At 59.7% G+C, this 20,373-nt stretch carries 19 protein-coding genes; 16 read left to right on the top strand and 3 right to left on the bottom strand.

Translation table 11 applies throughout. The features are described 5' to 3' along the window. The first annotated feature begins 48 nt into the window (after nucleotides 1–48). The 3 genes from P3G59_RS09205 to P3G59_RS09195 all read left to right on the top strand — a co-directional run bounded on the left by P3G59_RS09205 (nucleotide 49) and on the right by P3G59_RS09195 (nucleotide 3,516). Nucleotides 49–1,407: a nucleobase:cation symporter-2 family protein gene (locus P3G59_RS09205; RefSeq protein WP_277761296.1), complete on the top strand. Its 1,359-nt coding sequence runs from the start codon at nucleotides 49–51 to the stop codon at nucleotides 1,405–1,407. 162 nt (nucleotides 1,408–1,569) lie between these two features. Further along, the gene (locus P3G59_RS09200) at nucleotides 1,570–2,355 is read left to right on the top strand and encodes an outer membrane protein OmpK (protein ID WP_277761295.1); all 786 of its coding nucleotides are present in this window, start codon (nucleotides 1,570–1,572) and stop codon (nucleotides 2,353–2,355) included. 375 nt (nucleotides 2,356–2,730) lie between these two features. Continuing rightward, nucleotides 2,731–3,516, top strand: coding sequence for an outer membrane protein OmpK (locus P3G59_RS09195; RefSeq protein ID WP_277761294.1), 786 nt, complete (start codon nucleotides 2,731–2,733; stop codon nucleotides 3,514–3,516). Nucleotides 3,517–3,605: 89 nt separating this feature from the next. Here the strand turns inward: P3G59_RS09195 and P3G59_RS09190 are convergent, their stop codons facing one another. Together P3G59_RS09190 and P3G59_RS09185 are read right to left on the bottom strand one after the other, a co-directional pair. Beyond that, nucleotides 3,606–4,763: a patatin-like phospholipase family protein gene (locus P3G59_RS09190; RefSeq protein WP_277761293.1), complete on the bottom strand. Its 1,158-nt coding sequence runs from the start codon at nucleotides 4,761–4,763 to the stop codon at nucleotides 3,606–3,608. Between the two features lie 35 nt (nucleotides 4,764–4,798). After that, the gene (locus P3G59_RS09185; protein WP_277761292.1) at nucleotides 4,799–5,731 is read right to left on the bottom strand and encodes a lipid A biosynthesis lauroyl acyltransferase; all 933 of its coding nucleotides are present in this window, start codon (nucleotides 5,729–5,731) and stop codon (nucleotides 4,799–4,801) included. Between the two features lie 117 nt (nucleotides 5,732–5,848). Here P3G59_RS09185 and minC point away from each other — a divergent pair, with 117 nt between their 5' ends. The 8 genes from minC to P3G59_RS09145 all read left to right on the top strand — a co-directional run bounded on the left by minC (nucleotide 5,849) and on the right by P3G59_RS09145 (nucleotide 14,047). Continuing rightward, nucleotides 5,849–6,586 (top strand): septum site-determining protein MinC, encoded by a 738-nt coding sequence (minC, locus tag P3G59_RS09180; protein WP_038367080.1) that lies wholly within the window; start codon nucleotides 5,849–5,851, stop codon nucleotides 6,584–6,586. 169 nt (nucleotides 6,587–6,755) lie between these two features. Continuing rightward, entirely contained in the window at nucleotides 6,756–7,568 is an 813-nt protein-coding gene (gene minD, locus P3G59_RS09175; RefSeq protein WP_007913953.1) for a septum site-determining protein MinD, read from the top strand. Next, the gene (gene minE, locus P3G59_RS09170; RefSeq protein ID WP_003223146.1) at nucleotides 7,568–7,822 is read left to right on the top strand and encodes a cell division topological specificity factor MinE; all 255 of its coding nucleotides are present in this window, start codon (nucleotides 7,568–7,570) and stop codon (nucleotides 7,820–7,822) included. Before minD ends, minE begins: the two co-directional genes overlap by 1 nt. 154 nt (nucleotides 7,823–7,976) lie before the next feature. Continuing rightward, a complete protein-coding gene (locus P3G59_RS09165) occupies nucleotides 7,977–8,612 on the top strand; it encodes an RluA family pseudouridine synthase (protein ID WP_007960625.1) in 636 nt (211 codons plus the stop codon). Between the two features lie 172 nt (nucleotides 8,613–8,784). Next, on the top strand, nucleotides 8,785–10,074 hold the full coding sequence (locus tag P3G59_RS09160; protein ID WP_277761291.1) for a M18 family aminopeptidase: 1,290 nt from the start codon (nucleotides 8,785–8,787) through the stop codon (nucleotides 10,072–10,074). A 165-nt stretch (nucleotides 10,075–10,239) separates the two neighbouring features. Further along, nucleotides 10,240–10,416 (top strand): hypothetical protein, encoded by a 177-nt coding sequence (locus tag P3G59_RS09155; protein ID WP_277761290.1) that lies wholly within the window; start codon nucleotides 10,240–10,242, stop codon nucleotides 10,414–10,416. Between the two features lie 77 nt (nucleotides 10,417–10,493). Continuing rightward, nucleotides 10,494–12,647: a mechanosensitive ion channel family protein gene (locus P3G59_RS09150; RefSeq protein WP_277761289.1), complete on the top strand. Its 2,154-nt coding sequence runs from the start codon at nucleotides 10,494–10,496 to the stop codon at nucleotides 12,645–12,647. A 65-nt stretch (nucleotides 12,648–12,712) separates the two neighbouring features. After that, a complete protein-coding gene (locus tag P3G59_RS09145; RefSeq protein WP_277761288.1) occupies nucleotides 12,713–14,047 on the top strand; it encodes an amidohydrolase in 1,335 nt (444 codons plus the stop codon). A 553-nt stretch (nucleotides 14,048–14,600) separates the two neighbouring features. Here P3G59_RS09145 and P3G59_RS09140 read toward each other — a convergent pair. Next, nucleotides 14,601–15,314, bottom strand: a complete 714-nt coding sequence (locus tag P3G59_RS09140) for a UTRA domain-containing protein (protein ID WP_064121017.1) — start codon at nucleotides 15,312–15,314, stop codon at nucleotides 14,601–14,603. A 351-nt stretch (nucleotides 15,315–15,665) separates the two neighbouring features. Between P3G59_RS09140 and P3G59_RS09135 the strand changes: the two genes are divergently transcribed. From P3G59_RS09135 to P3G59_RS09115, 5 genes are all read left to right on the top strand, one after another. After that, nucleotides 15,666–16,733, top strand: a complete 1,068-nt coding sequence (locus P3G59_RS09135; RefSeq protein WP_007916337.1) for an ABC transporter substrate-binding protein — start codon at nucleotides 15,666–15,668, stop codon at nucleotides 16,731–16,733. Nucleotides 16,734–16,865: 132 nt separating this feature from the next. After that, on the top strand, nucleotides 16,866–17,672 hold the full coding sequence (locus tag P3G59_RS09130; RefSeq protein WP_277761287.1) for an alkaline phosphatase family protein: 807 nt from the start codon (nucleotides 16,866–16,868) through the stop codon (nucleotides 17,670–17,672). A gap of 5 nt (nucleotides 17,673–17,677) precedes the next feature. Next, complete coding sequence (locus tag P3G59_RS09125) at nucleotides 17,678–18,514, top strand: ABC transporter permease subunit (protein ID WP_172604543.1); 837 nt, start codon at nucleotides 17,678–17,680, stop codon at nucleotides 18,512–18,514. Further along, the gene (locus P3G59_RS09120; protein ID WP_277761286.1) at nucleotides 18,501–19,301 is read left to right on the top strand and encodes an ABC transporter permease; all 801 of its coding nucleotides are present in this window, start codon (nucleotides 18,501–18,503) and stop codon (nucleotides 19,299–19,301) included. Before P3G59_RS09125 ends, P3G59_RS09120 begins: the two co-directional genes overlap by 14 nt. Beyond that, nucleotides 19,298–20,287, top strand: a complete 990-nt coding sequence (locus tag P3G59_RS09115) for an ABC transporter ATP-binding protein (RefSeq protein WP_277761285.1) — start codon at nucleotides 19,298–19,300, stop codon at nucleotides 20,285–20,287. The genes P3G59_RS09120 and P3G59_RS09115 overlap by 4 nt, the downstream gene beginning before the upstream one ends. Nucleotides 20,288–20,373: the final 86 nt, after the last annotated feature.

Below are 20,373 nucleotides of genomic sequence, written 5' to 3'. Positions count from 1 at the left end.
AACCCGGCAGCTGTTCAATCACAAGAATAAAAAGATCCGAGGTGTTGCATGTCCGAGCTGTCCAAAGCGCGCATCCCCGACGCACCCGCCATTCAGCGATTGCCCCTTTTGCAACTGATTCTGGTCGGTTTGCAACATGTTCTGCTGATGTACGGTGGTGCCATCGCGGTGCCGCTGATCATTGGACAGGCCGCTGGCCTGAGTCGTGAAGAAATTGCCTTCCTGATCAACGCCGACCTGCTGGTCGCGGGTGTCGCCACCATCGTGCAATCGATGGGCATCGGCCCGATGGGCATTCGCATGCCGGTGATGATGGGCGCCAGTTTTGCCGCGGTCGGCAGCATGGTCGCCATGGCTGGCATGCCCGGTATCGGCCTGCAAGGCATCTTCGGCGCGACGATCGCCGCCGGGTTCTTCGGCATGCTCATCGCGCCGTTCATGTCCAAGGTCGTGCGCTTCTTTCCGCCGCTGGTAACTGGCACGGTTATCACCTCGATCGGTTTGTCGCTGTTCCCCGTGGCCGTGAACTGGGCCGGTGGCGGTGCCGCCGCGGCGCAATTCGGTTCACCGGTTTATCTGGCCATCGCCGCCCTGGTGTTGGGCACCATTTTGCTGATTCACCGCTTCATGCGCGGTTTTTGGGTGAATATTTCCGTGTTGATCGGCATGTGCATCGGCTACGTTCTGTGCGGTGCGATCGGCATGGTCGACCTGAGCGGCATGGCCAACGCGCCATGGATTCAGTTCGTCACCCCGCTGCATTTCGGCATGCCGAAATTCGAACTGGCACCGATCCTGTCGATGTGTCTGGTGGTGGTAATCATCTTCGTCGAATCCACCGGCATGTTCCTCGCGCTGGGCAAGATCACCGGTCAGGAAGTCTGCCCGCGCATGCTGCGTCGCGGCTTGCTGTGTGATGCCGGCGCCTCGTTTGTCGCGGGTTTCTTCAACACTTTCACCCACTCCTCGTTCGCCCAGAACATCGGTCTGGTGCAGATGACCGGCGTGCGCTGCCGCTCGGTGACCATCGTCGCCGGTGGCCTGCTGATCGTTCTGAGCCTGTTGCCTAAAGCGGCATTTCTGGTGGCGTCGATTCCACCGGCGGTACTCGGCGGCGCGGCGATTGCGATGTTCGGCATGGTTGCCGCGACCGGGATCAAGATTCTCCAGGAAGCCGACATCGGTGACCGGCGCAACCAGTTGCTGGTGGCGGTGAGCATCGGCATGGGCCTGATCCCCGTGGTACGTCCGGAGTTCTTCGCGCATCTGCCGTTGTGGATGAGCCCGATTACTCACAGCGGCATCGCGATGGCCACGCTCAGTGCGCTGACGCTGAACCTGCTGTTCAACATTCTCGGCGGCAAAGAGCGCGCAGCGATCAACGACTGTCACGCGCACCAGCACTAACGAAGTCACCACAAAACCTTGTGGGAGCGAGCCTGCTCGCGAAAGCGGTGTGTCATTCAACAGTGATGGCGACTGACACACCCTCTTCGCGAGCAGGCTCGCTCCCACAAGAGCACGCAACAGTTCTGCGCCTCAAACAATAAAAACAAGAGGGAGCAACAGATGATTCGCACGCAAACCAATGTTCTGTTGAGTGGCGGCCTGCTGGCCGCGAGTCAGGCCATGGCCGGCGATTTACTGCTGTGGCAGACCAACAGCCTCAGCTACCTGTACGGCAAGAATTTCGCGATCAACCCGTCGATCCAGCAGACGCTGACCTTCGAGCACGCCGACAAGTGGAAGTACGGCGACAACTTCCTGTTCGTCGACAAGATCTTCTACAACGGCAAAGAAGACACGAACAAAGGCCCCCACGCCTTCTACGGCGAATTCACCCCGCGCTTCTCGTTCGGCAAGATCTTCGACCAGAAGCTCGAGTTCGGCCCGATCAAGGACGTGCTGCTGGCGATGACTTACGAGTACGGCGAAGGCGACAGCGAGGCCTACCTGATCGGCCCCGGCTTCGACCTCAAGGTGCCCGGCTTCAACTACGTCACCCTGAATATCTTCCGCCGCCAGACCGAAGGCCCGCGCCCCGGCGATGGCGTCTGGCAAATCACCCCCGGCTGGTCCTACAGCTTTCCCCTGGGCAATTCCGATGTGCTGATCGACGGCTACCTCGACTGGGTCGTCGACAACGATGAGAACGCGCGCGGCACCTACCACGCCAACCTGCACATCAACCCGCAGATCAAATATGACCTGGGCAAAGCCTTGGGCTGGAGCCAGAAGCAGCTGTATGTGGGCACCGAATACAGTTATTGGAAAAACAAATACGGCGTCGAAAGCACCCACAACTTCGACACCAACCAGAACACCGCCAGCCTGCTGGTCAAGGTGCATTTCTAAGATGGCCCGCAACCGTGCCCCATGCCTGTCGTCGGTGCTCTGTTGCGGGGCACTTGAGACCTGGCCGTTGAGTCAGTATTCTCCGCGGCCACCTGAATTCGGTCTAAAAAAAAGCCCGGATTTAATTCCTGACCGACGGGCCAACTTATCCCGGCCCCGGTCAGTACCGAGGCATCCCGAAAACACGCTCAATCGACTGTTTTTCAGCAGCCGAGAGGGCGTTTTTTTGCTTTTCGAAAGCCTTGGCTCAGCTCTTGCTAACAGCAACGAAGCTGACCGATCGGATGACTTTTTGCAGCAACGAAAAAAGGCGCCACACCAGAGCGCCGATCTTAAAAAAAATAAACGTGGAACACCTACTTTGGGAGCAACCGAATGAAACGTATGTGCACCAGCCTGATGCTCGCGGGATCGATGTTGGCCGGCGGCCAGGCCATGGCCGATGGTCTGCTGCAGTGGCAGAACAACAGCCTGACCTATCTCTACGGTAAAGACTTCAAGGTCAACCCTGCGATCCAGCAGACCGTCACCTTCGAGCACGCCGATGCCTGGAAGTACGGGGATAACTTCCTGTTCGTCGACAAGATCTTCTACAACGGTGAAAAGGACTTCAACAATGGTCCGAACACCTACTACGGCGAGTTCCAGCCACGCATCTCGCTGGGCAAGGTGCTCGATCAAAAGATCGAGTTCGGCCCGATCAAAGACGTCCTGCTGGCAATGACCTACGAGTTCGGCGAGGGTGACACCGAGTCCTACCTGATCGGTCCAGGCTTCGACCTGGCCATCCCGGGTTTCGACTACTTCCAGCTGAACTTCTACCAGCGCCACACCGAAGGCTCGCGCCCGGGTGACAACGTCTGGCAGATCACCCCGGTCTGGTCCTACACCATCCCGGTTGGCGACTCGAACGTGCTGATCGATGGTTACATGGACTGGGTCGTCGACAACGACGTCAACAACCGTGGCGAATACCACGCCAACCTGCACTTCAACCCACAGGTCAAATACGACTTGGGCAAGGCGCTGAATTTCGGCGAGAAGCAGCTGTACGTCGGTGTTGAGTACGACTACTGGAAAGACAAATACGGGATCGACGACACCCGTGCGTTCACCACCAATCAGAACGTGACCAGCTTCCTGGTGAAGTTCCACTTCTGATAAAGATCAAAAGATCGCAGGCTTCGCCAGCTCCTACAGGGATAGCGCATTCCAATGTTGGAGCTGCCGCAGGCTGCGATCTTTCGCCTTTAGGAAGTTAAGCCCAAAAACCGGCGCAACTCCTCACGCTTGGCCAACGCATCGCGCCGTCCCAGATCAATCAACTCGCTGCAATACCCCGCCTCGAACAACAGATAACTCAACACCCCTGCCCCGCTCGTCTTGGTCGCCCCTGGCCCACGCAGAAACAAACGCAACGCCGCCGGCAACTCCTGGCGATGCCGCGCCGCAATCTCATCGATCGGCTGACTCGGCGAGATCACCAAGACCTCCACCGGCGCCACACCCAACTCGCGCGTTGGCGTGCCGGCGGGCATCAGATGGCTGAACTGGTTGAGACGCTGCAGCAACTCGATATCGCTTTCGAGACTGTCAATGAACGTACTGTTGAGCATGTGTCCGCCAATCTGCGCCAACGTCGGCTGTTGCCCCGTGTAGGCACGCTCCAGCGGCTGCTGCGGATCAAACCCGCGCGGGTTGCCGCTGACGCCCACCACCAGCACCCGGCTCGCGCCCAAGTGCAATGCGGGACTGATCGGCGCCGATTGCCGCACCGCGCCATCGCCAAAATATTCATCACCGATTTTCACCGGCGCGAACAACAACGGAATCGCCGAACTGGCCAACAGATGCTCAACCGATAACTGCGTCGGCACACCAATACGTCGATGTCGCAGCCATGAATCGATCTTGCCGCCGCCCTGATAGAACGTCACCGCTTGCCCCGACTCGTAGCCGAACGCGGTCACTGCCACCGCGTGCAATTGCTTGCGCGCAATCGATTCGGCGATGCCGGGCATGTGCAGTTTTTCATTGAGCAGATCGCGCAGCGGCGAACTGTTGAGCAGCGCCACCGGCAACTGTCGACCGAGGCCGAGCAGGCTGTGGCTGACAAAGCGGCTGGCCTGACGGATAACGCCGGGCCAGTCACTGCGCAGCACGCGATGGCTGCGAAAGCCCTGCCAGAACAAGGTCAGACGTTCGATGGCGGCGCGAAAATCGCTGGCGCCACTGGCGAGGCTGACGGCGTTGATCGCCCCGGCCGAGGTGCCGACGATTACCGGAAACGGGTTGTCGGCGCCCAACGGCAGCAACTCGGCAATTGCCGCCAGCACCCCCACCTGATATGCCGCTCGAGCCCCGCCGCCGGAAAGAATCAAACCTGTGACCGGTTCAGCTGGGCTCATCGCAACACTCCATGGTGCTCAAAAGGATGGGGGAATCAACCGCGTTTTGCGTACAGCTTCGGCTCGCCCGGTGGCCGGCTCTTGAAGCGGCGATGCGCCCACAGGTATTGCTCGGGGCAGGCACGCAAGGCGCTTTCGACCCACTGATTGATGCGGATGCAATCGGCTTCTTCGGTTTCGCCGGGGAAGTCTTCCAGCGGCGGGTGAATCACCAAGCGATAACCGCTGCCGTCGGCCAGACGTTCTTGAGTGAACGGCACCACCAGCGCCTTGCCGAGCCGGGCGAATTTGGTCGTCGCCGTCACGGTCGCCGCCTGAATGCCAAACAGCGGCACGAAAATACTCTGCTTGGCGCCATAGTCCTGATCCGGTGCGTACCAGATCGCGCGACCGGAGCGCAGCAATTTGAGCATGCCACGCACGTCGTCGCGCTCCACCGCCAGCGAATCGAGGTTGTGCCGCTCGCGGCCCTGACGCTGGACGAAGTCGAACAGCGGATTTTTGTGTTCGCGGTACATGCCGTCGATGGTGTGCTGCTGACCGAGCAACGCCGCGCCGATTTCCAGCGTGGTGAAATGCGCCGCCATCAGGATCACGCCTTTGCCTTCACGCTGGGCTTTTTGCAAATGCTCCAGACCTTCGACGTGGGCCAGTTTGGCCAGGCGCTCGCGCGACCACCACCAGCTCATGGCCATTTCAAAAAAGGCGATGCCCGTGGAGGCGAAGTTTTCCTTGAGCAGGCGTTTGCGCTCGGCGGCCGACTTTTCCGGGAAGCACAGCTCAAGATTGCGCTTGGCAATGCGCCGCCGGTCGCCGGCCACGCGATACATCAAAGCGCCTAAAACTCGACCGATGGTCAGCAAGGCCGGATACGGCAACTGCACGATCAGCCACAAAAGCCCCAGACCGCACCAGAGCGGCCAGAAGCGTGGCGATAAAAATGCTTTTCGAAAACGCGGGCGATCCATTAAAGCTTCCGTAAATACAGTGGCCGCGCATTCTACATCGTTCGACCCGGCTTGCGGCTCGCGGGCGTTCTCGTTATAAGTCTCGGCACTTTTAGTGACAAGCCGTTGTATGCCGACATGAGCCAAACCGAACCGTTAGACCAAGATCCCGTATTCCAGCTCAAGGGCAGCATGCTGGCCATTACTGTGCTGGAACTGGCCCGTAACGACCTCGAAAGCCTCGATCGGCAATTGGCCGCCAAAGTCGCCCAGGCGCCGAACTTCTTCAGCAACGCGCCACTGGTTCTGGCGCTGGACAAACTGCCGCCGAGCGAAGGCGCCGTCGATCTGCCGGGCCTGATGCGCGTCTGCCGTCAACATGGCCTGCGCACCCTGGCGATACGCGCCAGCCGCATCGAAGATATCGCCGCCGCCATTGCCATCGACATTCCGGTGTTGCCGCCGTCAGGTGCCCGTGAGCGACCGCTGGAAACACCGGAAGCCGAAGTTAAAAAGAAGCCGGAAAAACCGCCTGAACCGACCATCAAACCGACCCGTGTCATCACTACGCCAGTGCGTGGTGGCCAACAGATATATGCCCAGGGTGGCGATTTGGTCGTGGTGTCTTCGGTCAGCCCGGGGGCGGAACTTCTCGCCGATGGCAACATCCATGTATACGGCCCGATGCGTGGCCGTGCGCTGGCCGGCGTGAAGGGTGATACCAAGGCACGGATTTTCTGTCAGCAATTGAGCGCTGAACTGATCTCCATCGCCGGCCATTACAAGGTTTCCGAAGATTTGCGCCGCGACCCGATGTGGGGCTCGGGCGTACAGGTCAGCCTGTCGGGCGACGTGTTGAACATCATTCGGCTTTAACGGATACTGCCGCATTTTCCAAGCATCTCTAAAACGTAGCGAAAACGGCTCAAACGAAGTAGGAAAAAGGCTCAACGCCGAATTCCAGCCAAGGCTGTCCGACTGCAGTAGTTTTCAAGAGATGTTTTTCAGGGGCTAAAAAGTCCTTCTTCCTTAGGGGTGAAACACCTTGGCCAAGATTCTCGTGGTTACATCCGGCAAGGGTGGTGTGGGTAAGACCACCACCAGCGCCGCTATCGGTACCGGCCTCGCTCTGCGCGGCCACAAAACAGTGATCGTCGACTTCGACGTGGGCTTGCGTAACCTTGACCTGATCATGGGTTGCGAGCGCCGCGTGGTGTATGACTTCGTCAACGTGGTCAACGGCGAAGCCAACCTGCAACAGGCGCTGATCAAAGACAAGCGCCTGGAAAACCTCTACGTACTGGCCGCCAGTCAGACCCGCGACAAAGACGCGCTGACTGTCGAAGGCGTGGAAAAAGTCCTGATGGAGCTCAAGGAACAATTCGAGTTCGTCGTCTGCGACTCCCCGGCCGGCATCGAGAAAGGCGCCCACCTGGCCATGTACTTCGCTGATGAAGCGATCGTCGTGACCAACCCGGAAGTGTCCTCGGTACGTGACTCGGACCGCATGCTCGGCCTGCTGGCGAGCAAATCGCGTCGTGCCGAACGTGGCGAAGACCCGATCAAGGAACACCTGCTGATCACCCGCTACCATCCAGAGCGTGTGGAAAAGGGCGAGATGCTTGGCGTTGAAGACGTCAAGGAAATCCTCTCGGTAACCCTGCTCGGCGTGATCCCGGAATCCCAGGCGGTGCTCAAGGCATCCAACCAGGGCGTGCCGGTGATTCTCGACGACCAGAGCGATGCCGGTCAGGCTTACAGCGATACCGTCGACCGCCTGTTGGGCAAAGAAAAAGCCCACCGTTTCCTCGATGTCGAGAAGAAGGGATTCTTCGAGCGCCTGTTTGGAGGTAGGTAATGAACCTTTTTGACTTCTTTCGTGCCAACAAAAAGCCAAGTACCGCCTCGGTAGCGAAAGAGCGTCTACAGATCATCGTGGCGCATGAGCGCGGCCAGCGCAGCACGCCGGATTACTTGCCAGCCTTGCAGAAGGAACTGGTCGACGTGATCCGCAAGTACGTCAACATCGGCAACGACGACGTACATGTTGCACTGGAAAGCCAGGGCAGTTGCTCGATTCTGGAACTCAACATCACCCTGCCTGATCGCTGAGTCGATCCGGTAGTCGCTACGGCGGCTCGGGCTGTTGATGCTCGTGCAGGAGCTGCCGAAGGCTGCGATCTTTTGATCTCGCAGCCTTCGGCAGCTCCTGCAGGGTTATCAACAGTCCCGAGCCGCCGTTGGCATTTGTTACGAGGCTGTTTTAATGCCGTTGTCCAACATCCGCATCATCCATCAGGACGCCGCCGTACTGGTGGTCGACAAACCGACGTTGCTGCTCTCGGTGCCCGGTCGGGCCGACGACAACAAGGACTGCCTGATCACCCGCCTGCAGGAAAACGGCTACCCGGAAGCGCGCATCGTTCATCGCCTGGACTGGGAAACCTCCGGCATCATTCTGCTCGCCCGTGACGCCGACACACATCGCGAACTGTCGCGCCAGTTTCACGACCGCGAAACCGAAAAGGCCTACACCGCGCTGGCCTGGGGTCAGCCGGAACTCGACAGTGGCAGCATCGACTTGCCGCTGCGTTACGACCCGCCGACCAAACCGCGCCATGTGGTCGATCACGAATTCGGCAAACATGCGCTGACCTTCTGGCGCGTGCTGGAGCGTTGCGGCGACTGGTGTCGCGTTGAGTTGACGCCGATCACCGGCCGTTCGCACCAGTTGCGCGTGCACATGCTGTCGATCGGGCATCCGCTGCTCGGTGACGGGCTCTACGCCCATGAGCAGGCGCTGGCGGCATGGCCACGCCTGTGCCTGCACGCGAGCATGCTCAGCTTCACCCATCCGCAAACCGGCGAACGCCTGCGCTTCGAGTGCCCGGCACCGTTCTGACATTGCCTCTGTAGGAGCTGCCGAAGGCTGCGATCTTTTGATCTTGTTTTTGATGTAAAGAAACACAGGGTCAAAAGATCGCAGCCTTCGGCAGCTCCTACAGGAACCCGGTTCAGATCCAATTCCCTGTTCAATGCGTTAAACTCCCGCCCATTGCTGTCTGGAGTTTCTTATGCGCGAAGAGTTGAACCAAGGCCTGATCGACTTCCTCAAGGCCTCCCCTACCCCGTTCCACGCTACTGCCAGTCTGGTTCAGCGTCTGGAGGCCGCCGGTTACGTGCGCCTCGACGAGCGCGAGCCATGGACCACCGAGCCGAACGGCCGCTATTACGTCACCCGTAACGACTCCTCGATCGTCGCGATCAAAATGGGCCGCACTTCGCCACTGCACGGCGGTATCCGTCTGGTCGGCGCGCACACCGACAGCCCGTGCCTGCGGGTCAAGCCGCAACCGGAGCTGCAGCGTCAGGGCTTCTGGCAGCTGGGCGTTGAAGTCTACGGCGGCGCGCTGCTGGCACCGTGGTTCGACCGCGACCTGTCGCTGGCCGGCCGCGTCACTTTCCGTCGCGACGGCAAAGTCGAAAGCCAGTTGATCGACTTCAAGGCACCGATCGCCATCATTCCCAACCTGGCCATTCACCTCAACCGTGAAGCCAATCAAGGCTGGGCGATCAACGCGCAGACCGAGCTGCCGCCGATCCTCGCGCAATTTGCCGGTGACGAGCGCGTCGATTTCCGCGCCGTGCTGACCGATCAACTGGCCCGCGAACATGGGCTGAACGCCGACGTCGTGCTGGATTACGAGCTGAGTTTCTACGACACGCAAAGTGCTGCAGTGATTGGCCTCAATGGCAACTTCATTGCCGGTGCGCGCCTCGACAACCTGTTGTCGTGCTACGCCGGCCTGCAAGCCTTGCTCACCGCCGAAACCGAAGAAACCTGCGTGCTGGTGTGCAACGACCACGAAGAAGTCGGTTCCTGCTCGGCCTGCGGTGCCGACGGCCCGATGCTCGAACAGACCCTGCGTCGCCTGCTGCCGGAAGGTGACGAGTTCGTCCGCACCATCCAGAAATCCCTGTTGGTCTCGGCCGACAACGCCCACGGCGTACACCCCAACTACGCGGAAAAGCACGACGCCAACCACGGCCCGAAACTCAACGCCGGCCCGGTGATCAAGGTCAACAGCAACCAGCGCTACGCCACCAACAGCGAAACCGCAGGCTTCTTCCGCCATCTGTGCATGGCCGAAGAAGTGCCGGTGCAAAGCTTCGTGGTGCGCAGCGACATGGGCTGCGGCTCGACCATCGGCCCGATCACCGCCAGCCACCTGGGCGTGCGCACCGTCGACATCGGCCTGCCGACCTTCGCCATGCACTCGATCCGCGAACTGTGCGGCAGCCACGACCTGGCGCATCTGGTGAAAGTGCTGAGCGCGTTCTACGCAAGCCGCGAACTGCCGTAACGCCCCTGTAGGAGCTGCCGCAGGCTGCGATCTTTTGATCTTTGTTTTTTGTAAATCAAAAGCCAGATCAAAAGATCGCAGCCTGCGGCAGCTCCTACTCAGATCAATACCGGTCAGCCCAAACCGGCCTAGACTTACATCAATCATTTCGACAAGGCAGTCTCCATGATCTCGATGTCTTCGTTCCACGCCATGCTCGTCCCGATCCTGAGCGGGATGATCCTGCTGGCCATCGGCTTCAACTTCCGCGACAAGAACGCTGGCGTCTTGGCCATGTGGATCGGCATGCTGATGATCCTCGCCACCGTGGTCTACAAGATCCTCGCCAAACTCAACGAATAAATCCGCGCCCGGCTCGCATTGCGTTAGTGGGCCTCGTACACTCCAGCGAATCCGCCCCTTGCGAGGTTGACCGCCTAGTGTTTGCTCGTCTTTTTGCTTTGCCCAGTCTGTTCCTCGTCTGCCTGATGACGCTGCTGCCGCTGGCGCCCGCCCACGCGGTCGGCTTGCCCGGTCTGCTTAATACCAACAAGGCGCAACCCGAAGCCCAGGAACCGCTCGGCCAGTCCCTCGACGAAGTCATCAAGTCGCTGGAAAACGACAAGCAACGCGCACAGTTGCTGACCGATCTGAAGAAGCTGCGCGATGCCACCAAAAAAGCCCAAGCCAGTCCCGAAGAAGGCGTACTGGGCTTGATCGGCGGCACCCTTGCCAACTTCGAAAAACAATTCACCGGCGCCGACAGCCCGCTCAACCGCTGGGGCGACGAGTTCGAACTGGCCAAGGACGAACTGAGCGGCATGATGCTGCCGGCCAACGAGTGGCTGCCGATCATTTTCGGTTTCGCCATGATCCTGATGGTCTGGAGCCTGCTCGCCGCCGCGCTGATCTGGCTCGGCCATCGGGTGCGCATGCGCTTCGGTCTCACCGAAGAACTGCCGCAACACCCCAAGGCCCTCGACATGTTGCGCTTTGCGTTGCGCAAGCTCGGGCCGTGGCTGATCGCCTTGGTGATGACCGTCTACATGAGCTACGCGCTGCCGTCGTCACTGGGTAAAAGCCTGGCGATGGTGCTGGCTTATGCGCTGGTGGTCGGCACCTGTTTCTCGGCAATCTGCGTGATCGCGTTTTCCCTGCTCGATGGCCCGCACCGCCATCGTGCGCTGTACATCCTGCGGCATCAGGCTTTCCGGCCGTTGTGGCTGATCGGCAGCTTCGCCGCGTTCGGTGAAGCGCTGAATGATCCGCGCCTGAGCGAAAGCCTCGGCGTGCATCTGGCCCACACCGCTGCAACCATCGCCAATGTCCTCGCCGCATTGTCGACCGGCCTGTTTATCCTGCGCTTCCGCCGACCGATTGCGCATCTGATTCGCAACCAGCCGCTGTCGCGACGCCTGACCCGCCGCGCCCTCAGCGACACCATCGAAATCCTCGGCACCTTCTGGTACGTGCCGGCGCTGGTACTGGTCGGCATCTCGCTGTTCGCCACGTTCGTTTCCGCCGGCGACACCAGCACAGCATTGCGCCAATCGCTGATCTGCACCGTGCTGCTGGTGATGTGCATGGTGATCAACGGCCTCGTCCGCCGGCACTCCTTGAAGCCGCAACGCGGGCCAAAACGCCACGCGCTCTACTCCGAACGCCTGAAAAGCTTTTTCTACACCCTCGCACACCTGGTGGTCTGGCTGGTCTTTATCGAACTCGGCCTGCGCGTGTGGGGCGAGTCGCTGATCGGTTTTGCCGAGGGCGAAGGGCATGATGTCAGCGTCAAACTGTTCAGCCTGATCGGCACGCTGATTTTCTCCTGGCTGATCTGGATCCTCGCCGACACCGCCGTGCACCACGCCCTCACCCGCTCACGCAAAGGCCTGGCAAATGCCCGTGCGCAAACGATGATGCCGCTGATCCGCAACGTGCTGTTCGTGGCGATCTTCATCATCGCGCTGATCGTCGCCCTGGCGAACATGGGCATGAACGTCACGCCACTGCTGGCCGGTGCCGGTGTGATCGGTCTGGCCATCGGTTTCGGTGCTCAGTCGCTGGTCGCAGACTTGATCACCGGCCTGTTCATCATCATCGAAGACTCACTGGCCATCGACGACTACGTCGACGTCGGCGGCCACCTCGGCACCGTCGAAGGCCTGACCATCCGCACCGTGCGCCTGCGCGACATCGACGGCATCGTGCACACCATCCCATTCAGCGAAATCAAAAGCATCAAGAACTACTCACGGGAATTCGGCTACGCGATCTTCCGCGTCGCGGTGCCGTACAACATGGAAATCGACGACGCGATCAAACTGATGCGCGAAGTCGGGCAGAAGATGCGCACCGATCCGTTGCAGCGGCGCAACATCTGGTCGCCGCTGGAGATTCAGGGCGTGGAAAGTTTCGAATCCGGCAGCGCGATCCTGCGCGCGCGCTTCAAGACCGCGCCGATCAAACAGTGGGAAGTTTCGCGGGCCTTCAACCTGTCGCTCAAACGTCACCTGGACGAAGCCGGGCTGGATCTGGCAACGCCGCGCATGAGCGTGCAAGTGATCACTGCCGGTGGCGGACAACCGAAGGAATAGCACTCACGCGCGCGGTTGCAGTCACAGGCAAGGAAGCCCGAACAACAATAATCAAGGAGAACCCGATGCAACTGACGCGCATTGCCCAAGCCGTTCTGCTCAGCTGCTTCGCCAGCCACGCCGGCGCCGCAACGCTGGAAAGCACCCGTACCACGATCGCCGAACAGGCCCAAAAGCTGGAACCGCAACTGCTGGAAACCCGCCGCGACATCCACGCCCACCCGGAACTTGGCAACACCGAAAAACGCACCGCCGAACTGGTCGCCAAGCAGTTGCAGGCCATGGGCCTTGAAGTGAAAACCGGCGTCGCCCGCACCGGCGTCGTCGCCGTTCTCAAAGGCGCCCTGCCCGGCCCGACCGTGGCCTTGCGCGCCGACATGGATGCGCTGCCGGTCAAGGAAGTCTCGGACCTGCCATTTGCCTCGAAAGCCAAAGGCCGCTACCTCGACAAAGAAGTCGACGTCATGCACGCCTGCGGCCACGATGCGCACACCGCGATCCTGCTCAGCACGGCGAAAATTCTCACAGGCATGCGCGACACCTTGCCCGGCACCGTGGTGTTCTACTTCCAGCCCGCCGAAGAAGGCCCAAGCGACTTCATCCCCGACGGCAAAAACACCTGGGGCGCGAAAATGATGGTCGAGGAAGGCGTGATGAAATCACCGAAACCCGACGCCGTCTTCGGCCTGCACGTCTGGGCCGGCGTCCCCGCCGGCCAGATCGCCTACCGCCCCGGCGCCACCCTCGCCAGCTCCGACGACCTGCGCATCAAAATCCTCGGCAAACAGACCCACGCCGGCCGCCCCTGGGACGGCATCGACCCGATCACCGTCGGCGCACAAACCATCGTTGGCCTGCAAACCGTGGTCAGCCGCCGCACGGATATTTCGTCTTATCCGTCAGTCGTCAGCATCGGCACCATCAACGGCGGCACGCGCTACAACATCATTCCCGAATCCGTCGACATGACCGGGACGATCCGCTCCTACGACTATGGCATTCGCCAGAAACTGCATGCCGACGTACGCCAGACCGTGGAAAAAATCGCCGAAAGTGGTGGCGCGAAAGCGGATGTGACCATCATCGAAAAATACGACCCGACAATTAACAACCCGGCGCTCACCGAAAAAATGCTGCCGACATTGAAGTGGGCAGCCAAGGACGACGTGGTCAATGCCCCGCTGGTGGGGGGCGCGGAAGACTTTTCGTTCTATGCCAAGGAAGTGCCGGGACTGTTTGTATTTCTGGGCGTAACGCCGCGGGATCAAGACATGAGCAAGGCCGCGCCGAATCACAATCCGGGGTTCTTTGTGGATGAATCGGCGCTGGTGGTAGGCGTGAGGACATTGGCTGCGTTGGCGACGGATTATCTGTATGCCAATGCGGGGACAGGCAAATAAACTTGAAGTGACTGTGGGGGCGCCTTCGCGAGCAGGCTCGCTCCCACGTTTGGACCGTGAGCAGCCTGTCAGAAACAGGTCGGCTGTCAGGCCGCCATCGCTGGCAAGCCCACAGAAAAGCAAAAGCAAAGCAGCGTCCACCCCGCACCGCTTCTGCCCCTCACCACTCAACAGGATGAGCGTTAGCTCGGCTGCAGCTCTTGATCTTGCCGTGCCGGCCCCATCGGCAGGCTTCGTTCCGGGATTGATCCGGGGGTGGGAGCGTAGCGACCGTTTGGCGCAGCCAAACACAGCGAGAGGAGGTGCAGCGAAGCAAACCGTAGGCGCTGCCCCCGGATCAATCCCGTAACGAAGGAACCCCGAGCCCCAGCGAGCGGGCCGAACGCCGGGGCCCAGCCTTTTGCTTACTTTTCGGCGTCTGGAAAAGTGAGTCGCTGTAAGAGCGAAACCGTCAGCGGCAGCACCCGAAACAACGGATATACACCCAAAACCCCAAGAACCTAGTCGGCCCACAGGCCGCCAAGGTCAAAGCCCAAAGCCCAAAGCTCAAAGCTCAAACAACATCAACCCCGACATGAATCGCATCATGCCGCCAAAACTCCAGATCACAATCGATCAACCGCTCATGCTGATCATAATTAACCCGAGCAATCCTCAACCCCGGACTCCCCACCGACACCCGCAAAGCCGCCGCCGCATCCACAGACAGTGACGTAGGCACAATCTCAAAGCGCACCCGCCCATAGTGCAAATCGTAATGCCGCGCATACAACTCGGTGATCGACTGATTCAAATCAAACTCAAGAATCCCCGGAAAAAACTGCGGATTCAAATAGTGCTCCACGTACAACACCAACCGCCCATCAATGCGCCGCGACCGGCAAATCTGAATCACACTCGACAACGCCGGCAACTGCAACCAGGCACAGACCGCAGCCGAAGCCGGCTGCAACCGCGCAGAAATCACTTCGGTCGACGGCACCCGCCCCTGCGCACTGACCATCGCGTGAAAGTGACTGCGCTGCATCAGGTTGTAGGCCAGACGCGGTGGCGACACGAACCAGCCCCGCCGTTCCTCACGATAAATCTGCCCCTGCGCCTCCAATTGCAACAACGCCTCCCGCACGGTAATCCGTGTGGTGCCGAACAACTCACTGAGCTTGCGCTCGGCCGGCAACTTGCTGCCCGCTGCCAACAACCCGTGATCGAGTTGTTCCTGCAACACCTGGCCAATCGCTGTCACCGCTTTTGTTGCCTCATCGCGCATCAACGTTACCTATCTGGACTAGACCAGCACTGTTTCGGGGCAAAACCGCACGGCAATCGCGCCGCTTCCTGATGTTGCAAGCCTAGGCAGTGCAGATGACCGAGAGATGACAAAACTCCCCAACGGTCGTCTTCACGACTTGCAATACATCGGCCAAGTCCCTTGCGCTCCGGGCCTTTGAGCATGGTCTACGCTTATCTGGCAGCCGCTAATACCGGGCAAATAAAAGGCCCGCCGCAAGGCCGCCGACATCAAAGTGTCATCCACCCCCCTTAAATTGGCTCAGGTATTGCTGACCTAGACCAACACACACCGCAATCGCAGCGTTGAACACGACCAAGGAGCTTCGGAATGAAACAGCTTTTCCTGGCAACACTGTTAGGCTCGACCATTGCAATGTGCACCTCCGCCATGGCGGCCGGCACCGATCTGAAAACCCTCGAAGCCGCTGCGAAAGCGGAAGGCGCCGTCAACAGCGTCGGCATGCCCGATGACTGGGCCAACTGGAAAGGCACCTGGGAAGACCTGGCCAAGACCTACGGCCTGAAGCACATCGACACCGACATGAGCTCGGCTCAGGAAATCGCCAAGTTCGCCGCCGAGAAAGACAATGCCACCGCCGACATCGGCGACGTCGGTGCCGCCTTCGGCCCGATCGCGGTCAAGCAAGGCGTGGTGCAACCGTACAAACCAAGCACCTGGGATCAGGTTCCGGACTGGGCCAAGGACAAGGACGGCAACTGGGCACTGGCCTACACCGGCACCATCGCGTTCATCGTCAACAAAAAGCTGCTGCACGGTTCCGAAGTACCGACCAAATGGGCTGACCTCAAGGGCGGCAAATACAAGGTCTCGATCGGTGACGTGAGCACCGCCGCTCAAGCGGCCAACGGCGTTCTCGCGGCGGCACTGGCCAACGGTGGCGACGAGAAAAACATCAAACCCGCCCTGCTGCTGTTTGCAGACATTGCCAAGCAAGGTCGCCTGTCGATGGCCAACCCGACCATCGCCACCATGGAAAAAGGCGAGATCGAAGTCGGCGTGGTCTGGGACTTCAACGGCCTGAGCTACAAAGCCAAGATGGCCAACCCGGATGACTACGTCGTGCTGATCCCATCCGACGGTTCGGTGATTTCCGGCTACACCACGATCATCAACAAGTACGCAAAAAACCCTAACGCCGCCAAGCTGACCCGCGAATACATTTTCAGCGACGCCGGCCAGACCAACCTGGCGCGTGGCAACGCCCGTCCGATCCGCGCCGAGCACCTGCAACTGCCGGAAGACGTGAAGGCCAAACTGCTGCCGAACGAGCAGTACAAAAAGGTCACCCCGATCAAGGATGCCGATGCCTGGGAAAAGACTTCCAAAGCCCTGCCACAGCAGTGGAACGAAGAAGTCATCGTAGAGATGAAGTAATCCTTCATCTGTAGGAGCTGCCGCAGGCTGCGATCTTTTGATCTTGCCCTTTAAAGCAACATCAAAAGATCGCAGCCTGCGGCAGCTCCTACAGGGGTTGGTTCCAGTTTTGTTTTCGGAGTTTTTGCCCCTATGAAGCACAACGTCATCCTTGTCGTGCTCGACGGCCTCAATTACGAGGTCGCGCGTCACGCCATGGGGCATCTGCAGGCTTATGTTGGCGCAGGACGCGCCGCGCTCTACCAGTTGGAGTGCGAGCTGCCGGCCCTGTCCCGACCGCTTTATGAATGCATCCTCACCGGCGTGCCGCCGATCGACAGCGGCATCGTTCACAACAATGTCTCGCGCCTGTCCAACCAGCGCAGCATTTATCACTACGCCCGCGATGCCGGTTTGAAAACCGCTGCTGCGGCGTATCACTGGGTCAGCGAGTTGTACAACCGCTCTCCGTTCGTAGCCGCACGCGACCGTCACACCGACAATCTGTCACTGCCGATCCAGCACGGGCATTTCTACTGGAGCGATCACTACCCGGATTCGCACCTGTTCGCCGACGCGGAAAACCTGCGCCTGCGCCACGATCCGAACTTCCTGTTGATTCACCCGATGAACATCGACGACGCCGGGCACAAGCACGGCCTCGACTCCTCGCAATATCGCAACAGCGCGCGCTTCGCCGACATCATCCTTGCCGACTATCTGCAAAACTGGCTCGACGCTGGCTATCAGGTATTGGTGACTGCCGACCACGGCATGAACAACGATCGCTCGCATAACGGCCTGTTGCCGGAAGAACGTCAGGTGCCGCTGTTCGTCCTCGGTGACGCCTTCAGCCTCGACGCCGATGCCGCGCCGAAACAGACGGAAATCTGCGGCATCGTCTGCGAACTGCTCGGCGCGCCCCACGACAAACCTGTATGCCGGGGGTTACTCAAGTGAACTCGATGACTCGCGGCAAATGGCTGGCGGCGCTGTGCCTGGTGCCCTTTGCGCTGTTCTTTATCGTCTTTGAAATTGCCCCGCTGGTCTGGGTGATGATCAACAGCCTGCAATCGGAAGAGTTCGGCTGGGGCTTCGCCAACTTCAGCAAGATCTTCAGCTCGAAATTCTATTTGCAGGCGATCCAGTACAGCCTCGAGATCAGCTTCTGGTCGAGCGTGTTCGGTATCATCATCGCCGTACTCGGTGCGTATTCCCTGCGTCGGGTCGACTCGAAACTGCGCAACTTTGTGAACGCCTTCGCCAACATGACCAGCAACTTTGCCGGCGTGCCACTGGCGTTCGCATTCATCATCCTGCTCGGTTTCAACGGCAGCATCACCATCATGTTGAAGCAATCGGGGATCATTCAGGACTTCAACCTGTACTCGAAAACCGGGTTGATCATCCTCTACACCTACTTCCAGATTCCCCTCGGCGTGTTGCTGCTCTACCCCGCCTTCGACGCTTTGCGTGAAGACTGGCGCGAGTCCGCCGCATTGCTCGGCGCCAATGGCTGGCAGTTCTGGCGGCATATTGGTTTGCCAGTGCTGACGCCTGCGTTGCTCGGGACGTTCGTGATTCTGCTGGCCAACGCCCTCGGCGCTTACGCCACGGTCTATGCGCTGACCACCGGCAATTTCAACGTGCTGCCGATCCGTATTGCGGCAATGGTCTCCGGCGACATTTCCCTTGATCCGAATCTGGCCAGCGCGTTGGCCGTGGTGCTGGTGGCACTGATGACCATCGTCACCGTCGTGCATCAACTGCTGTTGAAGAGGAGTTACCATGTCTCGCGCTGACTCCGGCCCGGCCGGCCTCTACCACCGCGTCGTGGTTTATCTGCTGTTCGCCATCCTCTTGCTGCCGCTGGCAGGCACGCTGGTCTACTCGATCGCCAGCAGTTGGTCGGCGACCGTCCTGCCCAGCGGTTTCACCTTCAAGTGGTACATCCAGTTGTGGAGCGACCCGCGCTTCCTTCACGCCTTCGGCCAGTCATTGCTGGTCTGCGTCGGTGCGCTGGTGCTGTCTGTGGTGCTGATTTTGCCGCTGCTGTTCGTGGTGCATTACCACTTCCCGAAGCTCGATGCGCTGATGAACATCCTGATCCTGCTGCCCTTCGCAGTGCCGCCGGTGGTGTCCTCGGTGGGTCTGTTGCAGCTCTACGGTTCCGGGCCGATGGCGATGGTCGGCACGCCGTGGATCCTGATCGGTTGCTACTTCACCGTGGCGCTGCCGTTCATGTACCGGGCGATCACCAACAATTTGCAGGCAATCAACCTGCGCGACCTGATGGACGCCGCGCAATTGCTCGGCGCCAGCACCTTTCAGGCGGCGTTTCTGGTGGTGCTGCCCAACCTGCGCAAAGGCCTCATGGTCGCGTTGCTGCTGTCGTTCTCGTTCCTGTTCGGGGAGTTCGTCTTTGCCAACATCCTCGTCGGCACGCGTTACGAAACCCTGCAGGTTTACCTGAACAACATGCGCAACAGCAGCGGTCACTTCACCAGCGCGCTGGTCATCTCGTATTTCTTTTTCGTGCTGGTCCTGACCTGGATCGCCAACATCTTGAACAAGGACAAAAGCGAATGAGCTATGTCAGCGTCCAACATCTGCAGAAAAACTACGCTGGCACCACGGTGTTCAGCGATATCAATTGTGAAATCAATAAAGGCGAGTTCGTCACCCTGCTCGGCCCGTCCGGTTGCGGCAAATCCACCCTGTTGCGCTGCATTGCCGGTCTGACGCCAGTCGATGGCGGCAAAATCCTGCTCGACGGCGTCGACATCGTGCCGTTGAGTCCGCAAAAGCGCGGGATCGGCATGGTGTTCCAGAGTTATGCGCTGTTTCCTAACATGACTGTGGAGCAGAACGTCGCATTCGGTTTGCGCATGCAGAAAGTCAATGCCGACGACAGCCATAAACGCGTTTCGGAGGTGTTGAAACTCGTTGAACTGAACGACTTCGCCAACCGCTATCCGCATCAGTTATCCGGTGGTCAATGCCAGCGGGTTGCCCTCGCCCGCTCGTTGGTGACCCGCCCGCGTCTATTGCTGCTGGACGAGCCGCTGTCGGCGCTCGACGCACGGATTCGTAAACACCTGCGCGAACAGATCCGTCAGATTCAACGCGAACTCGGCCTGACGACGATCTTCGTCACCCACGATCAGGAAGAAGCGCTGACCATGTCTGATCGCATTTTCCTGATGAATCAGGGAAAAATCGTACAAAGCGGCGACGCCGAAACCCTCTACACCGCACCCGTCGATGTGTTCGCCGCCGGCTTCATCGGCAACTACAACCTGCTCGATGCCGAAGACGCATCGAAGCTGTTGCAGCGCCCGATCAACCACCGCATCGCCATTCGCCCGGAAGCCATCGAATTGAGCCTTGACGGCGAACTCGACGCGCAGATCCGCAGCCACAGCCTGCTCGGCAACGTCATCCGTTACCGGATCGAAGCCCGTGGCGTGGAACTGGTGGTGGATGTGCTCAACCGCTCGGCAGCCGATCTGCATCCCGACGGTCAGCGTCTGGCGCTTTCCATCGATCCGACGGCCCTGTGTGAAGTCGCTTAAAAGCAGCTGCAAGCTTCGAGCTACAAGCTTCAAGTTGTAGACTGCGGCGCAGCTGATTCCAATTCTTGCAGCTCGAAGCTTGTAGC

The sequence above is a fragment of the Pseudomonas sp. A34-9 genome, assembly GCF_029543085.1.
Taxonomy (GTDB): domain Bacteria; phylum Pseudomonadota; class Gammaproteobacteria; order Pseudomonadales; family Pseudomonadaceae; genus Aquipseudomonas.
This window is presented reverse-complemented; position numbering and strand designations above follow the sequence as displayed.